Raw genomic sequence first — 15,837 nt, 5'->3', positions numbered from 1 at the left:
CACCAATGACCCTTCAGCATACGTTCGGTGAGCTCAAAGCTCAGTTAGCAAAACGGATAATCGGCCAGGAAGCCCTGGTTGAACGTCTTCTGATCACCCTGCTTGCCGATGGCCACCTGCTGGTGGAGGGTGCTCCGGGTCTGGCAAAGACCACGGCAATCAAAGCTCTGGCGGATCACCTTGAGGGTAACTTCCATCGGATCCAGTTCACACCCGACCTTTTGCCATCTGACGTCACTGGCAGTGAGATCTACCGTCCGGAAACAGGAGAATTCGAATTCCAGAAAGGCCCCATCTTTCACAATCTGGTGCTGGCGGATGAAATCAACCGGGCGCCAGCGAAGGTCCAGTCGGCATTGCTTGAGGCCATGGGCGAGCGCCAGGTCAGTGTGGGGATGCGCACCTTTCCCCTGGACAGTCCCTTCATGGTGATGGCGACCCAGAACCCCATTGAGCAGGAAGGCACTTACCCTCTCCCTGAGGCCCAGCTCGACCGTTTTCTGATGCACGTCAATATTGGCTACCCTTCCCCGGGCGCCGAGCGGGACATACTTCATCTCGCCCGCAACGACTACCGCCAGGGCATTCCCCAGGCCGCCGTGAGCATCAGCGCCAGCCAGGTATTTGAAGCCCGTCAGGCGATCAGTGAGATTTACATGTCGGGCGCAGTTGAGGACTACCTTCTGGCGCTGGTGCTGGCCAGCCGGGACCCGGGCAGTCTTGACCCCGAGCTGGCCCGCTGGACAGCGTTTGGCGCAAGCCCCCGTGGCACCATCGCACTTGACCGCTGCGCCCGGGCCAAAGCCTGGCTGGATGGCCGGGACTTCGTCAGCCCGGATGATATTCGCACCATGGCCTTTGATGTGCTGCGCCATCGCATGCTGCTGACGTTTGAGGCAGAAGCAGAAGGGATGACACCCGACTCCCTTATCCAGCGCCTGATTGACTGTGTTCCGGTGACCGCCTGATATGCCAGCGCACGCTGCCATCACCAGCTCCGTGCCGGGAATCCGCATTGATCTGCCTGACCTGATCCGCCTGCAGGCGGATGCCCGCGCCCTGCGTCTGCCGGGAGCCAGCCAGGTCCGTACCCGTCAGGCCGGATTGCAGGCGTCTCCCCGCCGGGGCCGGGGCATGGCTTTTGCCGAGGTGCGACTGTATCAGCCAGGGGATGACATTCGCAGTATCGACTGGCGGGTCACCGCCAGGCGGCAGGCACCCCACACCAAGCTCTATGAGGAAGAACGGGAGCGGCCGGTGCTGCTGATCTGCGATCTGGGGCCAAGCCTGTTCTTTGGCAGCCAGGGTGCCTACAAGCAGGTACGATGCGCACAACTGGCCGGCATCATTGCCTGGCTCGGGCTCTGGGCCGGCGACCAGATTGGCGGTCTGGTGTTTTCGGAAAACGACATAGCCGTGTTGCGCCCCGCCCGGCGCAAAAAGTCCGTACTCCAGCTGCTGGATGCCCTGGCACGTTTCCAGCGGGATTCAGGGTCGACTCCGGAAGGGCAAAGCCGGAGTTCCGCGAGGCCTCTGACAAGCCCCCTGGATAACGCTCTGCGGGAAGCCCGTCGCGTGGCCCACACCGGCAGCCGGATATTTGTCATCAGTGACTTTCTCTCCCTGACCGGGGACACTGCCACCCTGCTGGGCGCCCTCTCTCGCAATAACACCCTCAGCGCCCTTCAGGTGGTGGATCCGCTGGAAGAAAACCTGCCTGACCATGGCCGCTTTGCCGTGGCCGGGCCTGACGGCCCTGTGTGGTTCAATGCCTCGGACCGTCGATTCCGTCGCGCCTTTGAGGAGCGGGTGAAATCGCACCAGCAGGCGCTGGCCCACTGCTTTCGCACCTCTGCCGTCAGCCACCACCGGGTAGTCACCGGCGAAGAGCCGGCGCAGAGCCTTCGACATATACTGGGCCCCCGCGGCCGAATTGGATAACCAGGATACCGATGGAGAACGATCCACTCAGCCAGTTGCGTGATATCCACCTTCCACAGCCCGGCGGTTTCTGGCCACCGGCCCCTGGCTGGTGGCTGGTGGCTGGTGTCACTGTGGCCTTGTCCGTTGCGCTGGCGCTCTGGCTGTTTCGTCGCCACAAACGCAATCGTTGGATAGCGACTGCCAGGGAAGAACTCAGTCAGATCCACCACAGCGATCTGGCTGACAGTGAAAAACTTGCTGAGCTTAACCGGCTGCTCAAACGTGCGGCCCGCCGGCGATATCCGGAACACCGCCCCGAGAGCCTGTCCGGGGACGCCTGGATCGCGTTTCTCACCAGAACATCCCTGGCGGATGGCAACCATCTGGAGCCGGTGTTCCGTGACCTTGCCCAAAGCAGCTGGCATCCCCGCCCCGGGGTAGCCTTCGCCGAGGCCGAGCACGCAGTCAGAGCCTGGCTGGGGCAACAGAAATGCTGAGTCTGGCCTACCCCTGGTTGCTGCTGCTCATTCTGCTACCGTTGATTCCGGGCCTGAAGCGTCAGGCAGATCAGCCGGTTGAGGCTCCTGTCCTGCCCATTGGTCACTGGCTGCAGGAACTGCCCGGTGTCAGCCGCTCTGGCAGGACGGCATCCCGCTGGCGGATTCTGATGCTCATGGCTGCCTGGCTGCTACTGGTGCTTGCCCTGGCAAGGCCCCAGCATGTGGGGGAGGTGGTCGACCTGCCGGTGACCGGCCGGGATCTGCTGCTTGCCGTAGACATTTCGCCGAGCATGGAAGAGCAGGACATGATCATCCGGCAGCAGCGAATCGACCGCTTGCAGGCGGTCAAGTATGTGGTGGGGGATTTCATCAGTCAGCGGGAGGGAGATCGCATCGGGCTGCTACTGTTTGGCACCCAGCCTTACATCCAGGCCCCTCTGTCATTCGATCACAAAACCATCCGTACCCTGCTGGACGAAGCAGGCATTGGCATGGCTGGACGGGCCACCGCAATCGGCGATGCCATTGGCCTTGCCGTGAAACGCCTGCGCGACCGGCCCCAGGACCAGCGGGTGGTGATCCTCCTGACAGACGGAGCCAACACCGCAGGCGAACTGGCTCCTGACAAAGCCACCGAAATTGCAGCAGCGGCCGGAGTCCGCATTTACACCATCGGTATTGGCGCCGAATCCCTGATCCAGCAGGGCTGGCTGGGTTCACGGCAGGTCAACCCTTCCCGGGACCTGGATGAAGCTCTGCTGACGCGCATAGCGGACGAGACCGGTGGCCGGTTTTTCCGTGCCCGCAGTCTTCCTGAGCTGGAAATGATTTACGAAAGCATCAACATGCTTGAACCTGCGGACCTCGAAGGGAAACGCTATCGACCGGTCACTGAGCTCTACGCCTGGCCCGCTGGAATGGCAGTTCTGATCTGGCTGGGACTACAGCTGATTGCCCTGGCCCGCGGCCGAGAGGAGCCCCCGGCTCATGAATGATCTGCACTTTCTGCGCCCCTTCTGGCTGCTTCTGCTATTGCTGCTGCCAATGCTGCCCCTGATGGTGCGCCATGCCCGCCAACGCCACAGTGGATGGTCACGAATCATCCCCGCAGCCCTTCTCCGGCCCCTGATTCGCCCTGAGGGCACAAGCGGAAGTTCCCCCCGATCGCGACTGCCTCTGGCTTCCCTGATGCTTGCCTGGACAGTGCTGAGTGTGGCGCTGGCTGGGCCGGCCTGGCGCGAGGCACCAACGCCTCTGCAGCAGCAGAATGACAGTCTGGTGATTGCTTTGAACCTGTCACTGTCAATGCTGGCCACCGATGTCACACCGGACCGGCTGACCCGGGCAAAGCGCAAGATCCGGGATCTTCTGGCTGAGCGTGACGGAGCCCTGACCGCCCTGGTGGTCTATGCGGGTGATGCCCATGTGGTCACCCCCCTGACCGATGACCGTCAGACCATCGAGGGTCTGCTTGAGGCGGTGGACCCCGTCATGATGCCCTCCACCGGCAACCGTGCCGATCTTGCCATCACCAGAGCGAAGAACCTGCTGGACCAGGGCGCCAGAGGCAAGGGGCGGATACTCCTGATAACCGACGATATCCAGGCGCAGCACCGCTATGATATCCGGGCCCTGCTGGACGGCAGCCCCTACCCGCTCAGCGCCCTGGTGGTGGGAACTGAGGCCGGCGGACCCATACCCCTGCCCAAACAGGGCTTTATTCGTGATGATGGCAAGGTGGTGATGGTGCAGGCAGACCTGGAAGCTCTTGCGCAGCTGACTGAAAAGACCGGCGGCGCCAGCCACGAACTGACCATCGACAATACCGACCTGAAAGCCCTGGAGCTGCGAGCTGAAGACAGCGGCGACTGGACCTCCACTGAACAGGACCTCACAGTCAGCCGCTGGCAGGATGATGGCTACTGGCTGCTTTGGCTGGCTCTGCCTGTGATGCTGTTCAGCTGGCGGCGCGGGGCACTGCTGATCGTGGTGCTGGTTGTGGCTCCTGCGTTTCCCACCCCCGCCATGGCGCTGGACTGGGAGAGCCTCTGGGCGCGCCCCGATCAGCGGGGCCAGGCTCTGATCGAGCGCAATCCCGAAGCCGCCGCAGAACAGTTTGATGACCCCGTCTGGCGAGGTAGTGCACTTTACCGGGCCGAAAAATACGAAGCCGCCGCCGATGCTTTTGCACGCGCAGACAGCCCGGATGCGCATTACAACCTGGGCAATGCTCTGGCCCGGGCGGGGGAGCTTGAGAAAGCTCTCGCCGCATACGACCAGGCACTGGCGACGGACCCGGGACACGAAGATGCCCGTCACAACCGGGAACTGGTCGAAGACTTGCTGCAACAGCAGGAACAGGATCAGCAGGACCAGCAGCAGAAGGGGGGAGATGGCGATCAGCAGGATCCCGGCGACAGCCAGAATCAGGACAGCGAGGACCAGGACGGCCAGCAGGGCTCTGATTCGCAGGATTCTGGCGGCGACTCTTCCGGACAGCAGGAGGGCCAGGCGTCAGGTCAGGGCCAGCAGGAACGGCAGGAGCAGGAACAGTCCGGCGACAGCAACGGCGAGCCCCCGGAACCTGAAGCCACCCAGAATCAGCCACGCCAGCTCGACGGTACGCCCGAATCCCGGGGCACTGAGCAGCAGGAGCAGGCTGAGGGACAGGTTGGGGAGCAGCCCGGCCAGCTGAGCCAGGCACAGGAGCAGTGGCTGCGACGCATACCGGACGACCCCGGGGGCCTGCTGCGCCGCAAATTCCAGCAGCAGTATCATGAACGTGACATACAACCAGACGAGAGTGACACCCCATGGTAAGCCGCTTCACAGGCCTGTTGGCCCTGCTGATTCTCGCAGTCGCCCCTGCTCTGGGGGCGGGGAAACTCAGTGTTGAGCCAGACCGGAAAAACCTATATGAGAACGAGACCCTCACCCTGACCGTCACGGGAGAAATGGAGCTGTCGATCAATTTCGAAATGCTGTTCAGCCTCGGCAGCATGGAGCTGCCGGGACCGGACATTGAAAAGCTGGAAGAGGACTTCGACATTCTCGCACGCAACCAGAAATACAATGTGCGCACCGTCAACGGAGAAACACGGGCCGAGATCACCTGGACCTACCAGCTGGCACCCAGGAAACCAGGCCAGTTCACCATCCCGCCACTGAGTTTCAACGACGCCCGCTCGGAACCAGTCGATATCACCGTGCGCAGTGGCTCAGCGCCGGCGACGACGAGCATGCCCCGTGATGCCTTCATAGAGCTGGAGGCGGACAAAGACAGTGTCTATGTTCAGGAACAGATGCGACTTACCGTACGGCTGTTTTTCTCAGGCAATCTTGTCCGGGGCGAGCTGTCAGAGCCGGAGCATCCGGATGCCATTGTGGAGTCCCTGGGTAAACAGAAGGAGTTCAACCGTTTTGTCGATGGCCAGCGCTATCGCGTCGTGCAGCGACAGTATGCCATCTACCCCCAGACCCCCGGGGAGCTGTCGCTGGAACCCATCCGCTTTGAGGGCCGGATCCGCAATAACCAGGGGCAGCTCAGGTTCCTGAGAGACAGCGCGAGACTGTTTGCTGTGCCCGTGAAGGACATTCCGGACGGGTTTACCGGCAACACATGGTTGCCGGCCAGCGAGCTGACTCTCGCCGAAACCGGTGTCCCCGACCAGGCCAGAATCGACGTTGGCGAGAGCCTGACCAGGACCTTGACCGTTCAGGCCACAGGCCTCCAGGGCGCGGCCCTGCCGCCCCTGCCACTGGATACACCTGACGGACTGAAAAACTACCCCGAGCAGCCCAAAGTGGAAACCAGGGTGAGCGACGACACGGTAACCGGAACCCTCACCCAGACCTCGGCCATCGTTGGAGTGGAACCCGGTATCGTCACCCTTCCAGCCGCCAGCCTGACCTGGTGGGATACAGAGGCGGACCAGGAGCGTGTTGCCCGCATTCCTCCGCGGACCCTGACCGTGGTCGGCACCAGCGCCGGGGCAACCACACCATCAGCCGTGCAGCCACCAGACCCGGAGAATGAATCACCTGCCGGAACCGCGGCGCCTGCCGATAGCGCCACCGAATCCGTCGCTGACGATGGCAGTGCCGGTTTCTGGCCCTGGCTTACCGCTTTCATGGCCCTCGGCTGGGGGATGACGGTGGTCCTGTTGCGCCGGCAGACGCATCACGCCGAAAACAATGAAAGAAAACCGGATATCCGGAATCAGAGGGAGCAGGCGCTTTTCGACGCCCTGGTGCGGGCAGCAGAGCGGGGCGACGTAACAACCCTGGAGCTGCTGCCCCAATGGGCTTCCCTGCGATGTCCATCCCGGAACTTCAGCACCCTGTCGGCTGTTCTGCAATGGGCAAAGCAGCCGGGGCTCAAGGCGGGGATAGACCAGCTACAGGCGAGACACTTTGGCAGTCCAGCTTCGGCTGGTCAGGGCGAGTGGAATGGTCGGCCACTGGCGGAAGAACTTCGGACATTACGCAAACAGCTTGCGGGTTCACCCCACAGCGATAGCCTGCCCCCCCTTTATCCGCCCTCTCTGAGAGCGGGACCCGCCTGACCTGTCCTGTCAGCCGCCTGGCTGACAGGACAGGCGGAGAGCGTTTTAGCGGAGGCGTTTGTCGATTACCAGGGAGGCCGGGTCATCGGCGTCAGCACCAACCGCCACGGGACTCTCAGTACGACCCTGCCAGTCTCCGGCTTCGGGAGTGGCACTGCCGGAGCGGGACAGGCGCGCGGTCACCACGACTTCGGTGGCTTCCGAGATACGGGCGCTGGGCGACATGGACATGGCATCATCCAGGCGTAGGCGGGCTGGCAGGTCACCTGCCGTTAACCTGGCAATGGCCAGGGGTGCACCCTGGCCATTCGGACGACGAGCGAACACAAATAGCGTGGTGTCAGCCGGGACTTCCCCGGCAAATGCCGGATCCAGCTCAACCTGAACGGTCACACCCCGATCGGACAGATCGGCGGGCTTCTGTTCCACGGGCATTTCCCGGCCAAGCCGTCCATAGGCCGCGGCAATACCCTCGCGGATCGACCGCAGTTGCGGATGCTCCGGGGCCACCTCGGCGATACGCTCCCAGTAACCTATGGCCTGCTCGTAATTTTCCTTTTCAAACGCATTGATGCCCAGCAGGCCCAGCGCATTTACCTCGTCCGGGTTGAGGCTACGGGCCTTTTCTATGGCCCGGGTCACTTCCTCATCCATCGCACCCCGGCTTTCAAAATACCGCGCCTGGGCGGAGAGCCCCCAGGCTGTGGCCTCCCGTACGGAGTTATCAGACACCTGATTGGCCAGCCTCTCAAACGCCCAGGCCGCATCACCGTAGCGTTCGAGGCTCATGTAGGTTCTGCCCAGCATGGCCCAGCCGTCCGGATTGTCCGGGTTCTCTACCATCCGGTCCCGCAACTGATCGGCCAGCGCTGACATTTCGCTGGCTCTCTGCTGATCCGTGCCGGACACCTCCTGCATTGCGATCCAGTTTTCAACGTCGTCCAGCGCCCCCCACTGTTGATACAGGAACACGGAAACCAGAGGAACCAGCACCAGGCTCGCAATAACCACCAGCACCGCGCCGGTGCGCCGGTAGTCCGCCCGGATACGGCCGGTCTGTGGGTCATCCACTTCATCAAGCAGGCTGCCGGCCAGCTCGTCCTTTAGCTGGCGGTAATTGTCTGCGTCCAGGTTACCTGCCTCGTACTCGGCATCAAGCTCGGCCATACGGCCTCGATAGGCCAGCAGATTCTGCTGCTCGCGGTCAGTTTCTGCTCTTTCCCGGGGCTGCCGGAAGAACAGGGGGAACAGGATAAATGCCAGGGCCAGGCCGATCAGGACGGTTGCAGCAAGCCAGAAAGTGGTGGTCATAAAACAGCCGTTAATGAATCAGTGAATGGGAAAACTGCAGGGTCTGAAACTCTTTCCCCGGGAGGACCCGGGGGTGTCCAACGATGGCCTCAGCGGGAATCCTTCAGGATGCGCTCAGCCCGCTGACGCTGTTCCGGTGTGAGGGAACTGGCGGACTCTCCATGCCGGCGGGACCGGATAACAATGACAGCCACAGTCAGAAAACCGACAAGCACAACCAGGACGGGTGTTGCCCAGAGCATGAGCGTACGTCCATCAAACTGCGGCTTGTAACGGACAAACTCGCCAAATCGTGCAACAAGGGAATCCACCACCTGATCGTCGCTCGCGCCGTCCCGGACCATGCGATAAACCTCATCCTTCATGTCCTGGGCGATGGGCGCGTTGGAGTCTGCAATATTCTGATTCTGGCACTTGGGGCAGCGCAGCTCTTTGGTCAGTTCCTGAAAGCGCTCCTGCTTCGCCTCCGAGTCAAACGGATAGATATCGCCATCGGCCGCATTCAGCGCCAGAGGCAGCATAATCAGACATGTCAGCAGTGTCAGTCTGGACAGGGTTCCTGCCATCAGATCTCCTCCCGGTATTTGCGCACCAGCGGCTCCAGAGTCTGTTCCCAGACCTTTTCATTCACTACACCCACATGGCGATAGCGCACCACGCCCTCACTGTCAATGACATAGGTTTCCGGGGCGCCGTAAACCCCGAGGTCAAATCCGAGTTTGCCCTGGGGGTCAAAAAGATTGATCTGGTAGGGGTCGCCCAGGTTTTCCAGCCATTCAAGGGCAGCCGAGCGGTTATCCTTGTAGTTGAGGCCGATGATGGGCATCCCCTTTTCACGGGCCAGCCAGATCAGATCAGGGTGTTCATCCCGGCATGCCGGACACCATGTACCCCAGACATTCAGCAGGCTTACCTGGCCCATGAATACTTCATTGCCGAGGGTGGCCTCCGGGTTTTCCAGCTGGGCAAGCTGGAACTCGGGCACCGGTTTGCCAATCAGCGCCGATTCCAGGTAAGACGTATCCTTCCCAATGCCGGCAAAAAGCACCCAGCCCAGGGCTACTGCCAGGGCGAGCGGTACAAACAGAAACAACCGCCTCATGTAGTGGCCTCCGAAGGCTGGGCGGGCCCGGTTTGCGGTGAAGTTTTACCGGATGCCGCTTCAGCCGGACGCCGCTCCCGTATCCGGTAACGCTTGTCCGCTACGGCCAGAAAGCCACCAATGGCCATGAACAGTGCGCCGAGCCAGAGCCACCGGATAAGGGGCTTGTACTGGAGCCGCATGGCCCATGCATTGTCATCCACCTGCTCGCCAAGAGCGACGAACAGGTCCCGAAACAGGCCGGCATCAATCCCGGCCTCTGTCATAACGTTGCGCTGAACCAGATACTGACGCTTTTCCGGAAACAGGGTCGCAACCGGCTGGCCATCACGGCTGATATCAATCTGCGCCGTCTGGGCGGTAAAGTTGGGCCCTCTGCGTTCCCCTATGCCGACGAAGGCAAACTGGAGTTCGCCGATACTCGCCACGTCGCCCGGCTCCATGCGGACATCCCGCTCAACCCCGTAATTGGATACTATCGTGGCTCCGGCCATGGCAAGGGCCAGACCGAGATGCCCGAACACCATGCCATAGTAACTGCGGCTCTGGCGCTGCATGCCGTGCCACCTTCCCTGACGCGAGGATGACTTCTGCCACCAGTCCTGAAGGGTCGCCACCGCCACCCAGGCAGCCGTAAAGCTGCCAATCAGTACCCAGGGCTTGAACTCACCAAACCAGAGCACCGTCGACACTGCAATAACCAGGCTCCAGGCTCCAGGCCACAACAGATGTCTGCCAAGCCAGCCGCCATCGGTTTTCTTCCAGCGGGAAAATATGCCTGCCCCCAGCAACAGGCCTACCGCGATCGCGACCGGACTGAACGTAAGGTTATAGAAGGGCTCCCCTATGGAAAGCCGCCCCATGCCCAGGTAGTCCAGAACCAGGGGGTAAAGGGTTCCTACCAGCACCAGCAACATGGCCGCCATCAGAAGAACGTTGTTCAGCAGCAGAAACACCTCCCGGGACATCGAGCCATAGCGCACCCGGGAATGAACCACCGGCGCCCGGAATGCATAGAGGGTCAGGCTGGAAATGATAGTAATGGCGAGGAAGGCCAGCAGAAACTTGCCCCTGGCCGGGTCTGATGCAAACGCGTGCACCGATGTCAGCACACCGGAGCGCACCAGGAAGGCGCCCAGCAGGCTGAGGGAGAAAGTCAGAATGGCCAGAAGCACGGTCCAGCTCTTGAACACACCCCGTTTTTCAGTCACGGCAAGAGAGTGCATCAGCGCGGTTCCCGCCAGCCAGGGCAGCAGGGAAGCATTCTCCACCGGATCCCAGAACCACCAGCCGCCCCAGCCAAGTTCGTAATAAGCCCACCAGCTGCCCAGAGCCACCCCCAGCGTCAGAAAGGCCCAGGCCACCGTGGTCCAGGGCCGTGACCATCTCGCCCAGGCCGCATCGAGACGGCCGTTTATCAGTGCCGCGATGGCAAAAGCGAAAGCAACGGAGAAGCCCACATAGCCCATATAGAGCATGGGCGGGTGCACGATCAGGCCAAAGTCCTGCAACAGGGGATTCAGGTCCGCGCCGTCCGCGGGCACATTGGGAACCAGTCGCTCGAAGGGACTGGAGGTGACGAGCAGGAACAGGAGAAAGCCGACCGTAATGATGCCCATGACCGACAGTACCTGGGAAATCATGGCCGCTGGCAGCCGACGACTGAATATCGCCACCGCCAGGGTCCAGCCCGCCAGCATCAGAACCCATAACAGCAGGGACCCCTCATGGCCGCCCCAGACGGCACTGAATTTGTAGTACCAGGGCAACATGCTGTTGCTGTTGTTTGCCACATAGGCAACGGAGAAATCGTCCGTCACAAAGGCATGGGTCAGAATCCCGAAGGCCAGCGCGATAAACACAAACTGGCCGCTTGCCAGCGGGCGGGCAAAGGCCTGCAGACCGTCACGACCGGTCAGAGAGCCGAAAAGAGGCACCGTTGCCAGCAGGCAGGCCAGCAACAGCGCCAGTATCAGCGAAAACTGTCCAAGTTCCGGAAACATTGATTTCTCCCGTCAGGCCTAAAAAAAGATCAGTAATCGGACGCCGTGCCGGCTGCAGGTTCTTCTGCAGATTGTTTGCGCATGGCTGCCCGCTCCAGGGATTCGGTTACTTCCGGTGGCATGTACTGTTCATCGTGCTTCGCCAGAACCTGATCTGCAACAAACAGTCCATCTGGCTGCAGTCGACCGGTGGCCACCACACCCTGACCTTCCGCAAACAGGTCCGGCAGTATGCCGGTATACTGCATGGTTACGGAGGAACGGTAATCCGTCACCCGGAAGGAAACAGCAAGACTTGCCGGGTCACGCTTCACCGAACCTTCTTCCACCATGCCACCGGCCCTTATGCGGGCGTCCGTTGGCGCCTCTCCCTCGGCAATCTGACTGGGGTCGTAAAACAGGTTGATGTTCTGTCTCAGGGCGTAGGTGGTCAGGCCAATGGCTACACTCAGCCCCGCCAGCAGGAACAGCACAATAATCAGACGCTTTTTTCGTATCGGATGCATGCTCGACTCTGGTTATTCAGGTTTGTGACTGGTTTAAGGAATTCTGACCGACTGGCGTGAAGTCGCCCGGTGTTTCACTGCCCTGCCCGGTCTCCCCCGCTGTTGCCGGGGAAGATTCAAGCAGCCACTGCCGACGAAGGCGGCGCTCCAGTTCCCGGCGCTGGCGCACCGACCAGACCACCAGAATGCCAAGCAGAGCGAAAAATACACCATAACAGGTCCAGACATAGGGCCCATGTCCTCCCATGTAAATCAGGGCGCTTAACGAATCGAAAGCCATGTCAGGAAACCTCCCCGGAGCTCAGCATGGACCGGACCCAGCGGGTACGCCGCTCCCGGTGCAAAATTTCAGTCTGCATGCGGTAGAAAGCCAGCCAGCCGAAAAGCAGATAGAGGCCGAGCACCACCAGAAGCAGGGGCACCCACATCTCCGGAGGCATGGTGGGCTTCTCGGTCAGCTTGAATGTGGCTGGCTGGTGCAGTGTATTCCACCAGTCCACGGAATATTTGATGATGGGAATATTCACCACTCCTACCAGCACCAGAACCGCCACCGAACGTGCCGAGGATTTCTCATCGGAAATGGCGGCGCCCAGTGCCATCACTCCGAAATACAGAAACAGAAGAATCAGCATGGACGTCAGCCGCGCATCCCATATCCACCAGGTGCCCCAGGTGGGCTTGCCCCAGACCGCCCCGGTAACCAGGGCAAGAAAGGTCAGAACTGCGCCCACCGGAGCAACGGACTTGACGAACACGTCCGCCAGCTTCATCCGCCAGACCAGGGTGACCACTGCGGCAACTGCCATCATGATGTAGACCGACTGGGCCAGAAACGCGGTCGGCACATGAATGAAAATGATCCGGTAGCTGTTGCCCTGAAGATAGTCTCTGGGGGCGAAGCCGAGACCCCACACAATGCCAGCCAGCGACAGCAGCAGGCCTGTCCAGAGCAGCCAGGGCATGAAACGGCTGGCAATACCGTGAAACCAGCGCGGGGAACCCAGCTTGTGAAAGAATTGCCACATCAGACCATTACCCTCTCAACTTGATGACAGGCTGATTTTCAGTGCCGCCGCCGACGCAAACGGCGCCAGGGTCAGCGCCAGTGCCAGAAACGCACCCATCAGCGCCAGATAGGCGCCCACTGGCGCTCCATCCGCTGCTGCCACGACCGTGCCGGTACCAAAAATCAGTACCGGAATGTACAGCGGAATGATCAACAGCGAGAGAAGCACACCGCCGGACCTGAGGCCGAGGGTCAGAGCGGCGCCAATGGAGCCTATCAGACTCAGCACTGGTGTTCCGATTAACAGCGTTAGACACAGGATTCCAATAGAGTTCCCGTCCAGATGTACCATAACTCCCAGAAGTGGCGCCAGCATCACCAGGGGAAGACCTGTGACCAGCCAGTGGGCCAGAACTTTCGCCAGCACCAGCAGAAACAGGGGCTGGGGCTGGAGCACCAGTTGCTCCAGGGTGCCATCATCAAAATCGTGACGGTACAGGTGGTCCAGTGCCAGCAGTGTCGATAACAGAGCCGCCACCCACAGAATACCCGTCCCCGCCTGACGGAGAAATGCCACTTCCGGGCTAACACCCAGGGGGAACAGGGATACCACCATCACAAAGAAAAGGAGCGGGTTGAGCAGATCCTGGCTTTGCCGGAAGCTCACCTGCAGATCCCGCCGAAGCACCGCGCCCATGGCTGAGAGGACACCGACAGAGCGCTCAGCAATGGCAATTTTCGGGGCTGGAGAGTAAGTTGTCATGAGGCGTTCTGCGCAAGTTGCACAACCTGCATCCCCGGTGCCGACAGCGGATGATGGGTCGTAACAATCACCGCGCCTCCGGTGGCAACACGCTGCTGGAGCAATTGTTCAAGCCGGCCCACACCCTGGAAATCAATAGCGGTAAAGGCCTCGTCCAGAATCCACAGGGGCTCATCGGAAATCAGCAGCCGGGACAGGGCTACCCGGCGCTGCTGACCCGCTGACAGATTCTGGGACGGAACATCATGAAAGCCCGAAAGCCCGGAGCCATCCAGCGCAGCCCGCAGGCTCTTCTCCGGGTGTGAGTGGCGGCCCGCCATCAGGGCCCGCAGGTTCTCCAGAGGGGTCAGCATCGGCTTGATTCCCGGGCGGTGCCCTATGTAGAGCAGGTTGCGCAGGAATTCTTCACGGCGGGAAGCACGGGGCTGGCCGCGCCAAAGGACCTCACCGGAGTAACCATCATGAAGACCGGCCAGAATGCGCAGCAGGGTGGTCTTGCCGGATCCGTTCGGACCCTCGACACGGGTCAGCGTCCCGGGCACTATGGAAATTCCAAGGCCCTGAAAAAGCATACGGTCATCCCGGTCGCAGTGAAGATCGACAGCCTGTAGTAACGGCTCGGACATCGGGGCCCCATAAAGTGCGAATCCGGCACATCAGCGCCGGGCATTGAGGAAGACAGGGTCTTCAGACGGACCGTATTATAACGAAACACGGTCGGGATTACTCACCCTGTGACGAACTGGAAGAACCCGAATGGTAACCAGGTTACCCGACACAGGCCAGACGCCACCGCCATCTGACACTTCGCGTAATCTGCGCCCGCCATCCGGCGACGCAGTCGAGACCCCGGAGGCCCGATTGCGTCAGCTACCGGCGGGCCGGCAACTGGATCTGCTGCAGCTAAAGAACCGGGAAGCGGTGCTGGCACGGGTGGCGCAGATTCTCAATGCACGGAGCGGAGCGCCGGAGCAGGCGGTGCTTGAGGTAAGAGGCCGCAGCCTCCTGATCCAGCCGACCATCGGCGAGACGAAGCTGGAGACGGGCGACTGGGTCAAGGTGATGCGTGCCGGCAACGAGCTCATGCTGATGGGCAAGATGGCACCCACCGCCGACGCCAGAATTGCCCAGGCCCTGGCCCAGAGGCTGCCCTGGCAGTCCCGTCTCGACACCGGCCTGGCGGAACTCAGCACAGCCCTGAAAGCCGCCGCTGCTCCCCAGCCAGCGGCAATGCCCGGGCGTACTCCCCTGCCGGCAGCTGTGACCGAGGCGATTCAACAGCTGATGAACCAGTTACCTGCCAGCAGGAGTTTCGCCGGAACCAGGTCCACTCCTGCCGGAGAGAGTGCCATTGACCGGCCCGAAATCATGGCAGGGCGAATAAAGACCCTGATCGCCGAAAGCGGGCTGTTCACCGAGGGTCGGATTGCCCGTTCGCCCGAGCTGCCCCTCGCAGACCTCAAACTTGCCCTTGGCCGCATTGTTGCCGCCCTCCTGACCCAGCAGGGTGCTGACTCTACCGGCTTCAACCGGTACACGCCCCTGGTGAGCCACGAACTGGTGCAGGCACCTCTGCAGTTTCCCAACCAGCTGCCACCCCCTCCCCCCACCGCTGGCCGCGAGCCCCTGGAGCCAGGACAATTGCTGCGGATGCTGGCGGGTATGCTCAACCGGATCACCGTCAATCAGCTCCACAGCCAGGTACTCACCAACCGCGCCACAGCCGACGGTGCAGCCCCGGCAACGCTTCTTATCGAGCTGCCCTGGGTGACACCCCAGAATGAGCCGCGGCTGGCACAGCTGCGGATAGAGCATGATCGTCCGGACGAGGCTGATGCTGAAAACCGGAAAAACCCCCAGGTGGCCGAGTGGCGGTTTTCTCTTGCCGTGGATCTGGACGAAGCGGGGCCGGTATTCTTTGAGGTGGCTTTGCGCCAGGCCCGGGTCTCCGCGCGGGTCTGGGCAGAACAGCAGAATACCCTCAGAAAAGTGCAGGACGAGCTTGGCGATTTGCGCCGGCGCCTCGGGGAACTTGGTCTTGAGGTTGTGGACCTGGAGTGTCGCCGGGGCAGTCCCCAGAGCGCCGCCACCAGACTGGAGCAGCGGCTGGTGGATATCCGTGCGTGAGTCACAGAGAATTCGAGACAGGAATGAT

The 15,837-nt window shown here is 61.4% G+C and carries 16 protein-coding genes; 7 read left to right on the top strand and 9 right to left on the bottom strand.

The annotated features are described in order from the left end of the window. The first annotated feature begins 5 nt into the window (after positions 1–5). The 6 genes from LG327_RS11015 to LG327_RS10990 are packed head-to-tail and all read left to right on the top strand — an operon-like array spanning position 6 to position 6,988. A complete protein-coding gene (locus LG327_RS11015) occupies positions 6–968 on the top strand; it encodes an AAA family ATPase (protein ID WP_404361860.1) in 963 nt (320 codons plus the stop codon). Between the two features lies 1 nt (position 969). Continuing rightward, positions 970–1,941 carry a DUF58 domain-containing protein gene (locus LG327_RS11010; RefSeq protein ID WP_404361859.1) on the top strand — a complete coding sequence of 324 codons (972 nt, stop codon included), beginning with the start codon at positions 970–972 and terminating at the stop codon, positions 1,939–1,941. 11 nt (positions 1,942–1,952) lie between these two features. Beyond that, complete coding sequence (locus LG327_RS11005; protein WP_404361858.1) at positions 1,953–2,420, top strand: DUF4381 domain-containing protein; 468 nt, start codon at positions 1,953–1,955, stop codon at positions 2,418–2,420. Then, positions 2,414–3,418 (top strand): vWA domain-containing protein, encoded by a 1,005-nt coding sequence (locus LG327_RS11000; RefSeq protein ID WP_404361857.1) that lies wholly within the window; start codon positions 2,414–2,416, stop codon positions 3,416–3,418. The genes LG327_RS11005 and LG327_RS11000 overlap by 7 nt, the downstream gene beginning before the upstream one ends. Next, on the top strand, positions 3,411–5,243 hold the full coding sequence (locus LG327_RS10995) for a VWA domain-containing protein (protein WP_404361856.1): 1,833 nt from the start codon (positions 3,411–3,413) through the stop codon (positions 5,241–5,243). The genes LG327_RS11000 and LG327_RS10995 overlap by 8 nt, the downstream gene beginning before the upstream one ends. Further along, the gene (locus tag LG327_RS10990) at positions 5,237–6,988 is read left to right on the top strand and encodes a BatD family protein (RefSeq protein ID WP_404361855.1); all 1,752 of its coding nucleotides are present in this window, start codon (positions 5,237–5,239) and stop codon (positions 6,986–6,988) included. The genes LG327_RS10995 and LG327_RS10990 overlap by 7 nt, the downstream gene beginning before the upstream one ends. 45 nt (positions 6,989–7,033) lie before the next feature. On the opposite strand, the gene ccmI is transcribed toward LG327_RS10990, so the two are convergent. The 9 genes from ccmI to ccmA all read right to left on the bottom strand — a co-directional run bounded on the left by ccmI (position 7,034) and on the right by ccmA (position 14,308). Then, positions 7,034–8,299 (bottom strand): c-type cytochrome biogenesis protein CcmI, encoded by a 1,266-nt coding sequence (gene ccmI, locus LG327_RS10985; RefSeq protein ID WP_404361854.1) that lies wholly within the window; start codon positions 8,297–8,299, stop codon positions 7,034–7,036. An 89-nt stretch (positions 8,300–8,388) separates the two neighbouring features. Then, positions 8,389–8,865, bottom strand: a complete 477-nt coding sequence (locus LG327_RS10980; protein WP_404361853.1) for a cytochrome c-type biogenesis protein — start codon at positions 8,863–8,865, stop codon at positions 8,389–8,391. Then, positions 8,865–9,401 carry a DsbE family thiol:disulfide interchange protein gene (locus LG327_RS10975; protein WP_404361852.1) on the bottom strand — a complete coding sequence of 179 codons (537 nt, stop codon included), beginning with the start codon at positions 9,399–9,401 and terminating at the stop codon, positions 8,865–8,867. The genes LG327_RS10980 and LG327_RS10975 overlap by 1 nt, the downstream gene beginning before the upstream one ends. Beyond that, complete coding sequence (locus LG327_RS10970; RefSeq protein WP_404361851.1) at positions 9,398–11,404, bottom strand: heme lyase CcmF/NrfE family subunit; 2,007 nt, start codon at positions 11,402–11,404, stop codon at positions 9,398–9,400. The genes LG327_RS10975 and LG327_RS10970 overlap by 4 nt, the downstream gene beginning before the upstream one ends. A gap of 29 nt (positions 11,405–11,433) precedes the next feature. Continuing rightward, a complete protein-coding gene (gene ccmE / locus LG327_RS10965; RefSeq protein WP_404361850.1) occupies positions 11,434–11,910 on the bottom strand; it encodes a cytochrome c maturation protein CcmE in 477 nt (158 codons plus the stop codon). A gap of 16 nt (positions 11,911–11,926) precedes the next feature. Then, complete coding sequence (gene ccmD, locus LG327_RS10960; protein WP_404361849.1) at positions 11,927–12,190, bottom strand: heme exporter protein CcmD; 264 nt, start codon at positions 12,188–12,190, stop codon at positions 11,927–11,929. A gap of 1 nt (position 12,191) precedes the next feature. Next, on the bottom strand, positions 12,192–12,938 hold the full coding sequence (gene ccmC / locus LG327_RS10955) for a heme ABC transporter permease CcmC (RefSeq protein ID WP_404361848.1): 747 nt from the start codon (positions 12,936–12,938) through the stop codon (positions 12,192–12,194). Between the two features lie 15 nt (positions 12,939–12,953). Further along, positions 12,954–13,682, bottom strand: coding sequence for a heme exporter protein CcmB (ccmB, locus tag LG327_RS10950; RefSeq protein WP_404361847.1), 729 nt, complete (start codon positions 13,680–13,682; stop codon positions 12,954–12,956). Continuing rightward, positions 13,679–14,308 (bottom strand): cytochrome c biogenesis heme-transporting ATPase CcmA, encoded by a 630-nt coding sequence (gene ccmA, locus LG327_RS10945; RefSeq protein ID WP_404361846.1) that lies wholly within the window; start codon positions 14,306–14,308, stop codon positions 13,679–13,681. The genes ccmB and ccmA overlap by 4 nt, the downstream gene beginning before the upstream one ends. Positions 14,309–14,438: 130 nt before the next feature. On the opposite strand from ccmA, the gene LG327_RS10940 reads away from it, so the two are divergent. Next, positions 14,439–15,809 carry a flagellar hook-length control protein FliK gene (locus tag LG327_RS10940; RefSeq protein ID WP_404361845.1) on the top strand — a complete coding sequence of 457 codons (1,371 nt, stop codon included), beginning with the start codon at positions 14,439–14,441 and terminating at the stop codon, positions 15,807–15,809. Positions 15,810–15,837: the final 28 nt, after the last annotated feature.

Source organism: Marinobacter sp., assembly GCF_044799475.1.
In the GTDB taxonomy this organism is placed as follows: Bacteria; Pseudomonadota; Gammaproteobacteria; order Pseudomonadales; family Oleiphilaceae; genus Marinobacter.
The sequence above is the reverse complement of the archived record's forward strand: the minus strand, read 5'-3'. Positions and strand labels throughout refer to the sequence as shown.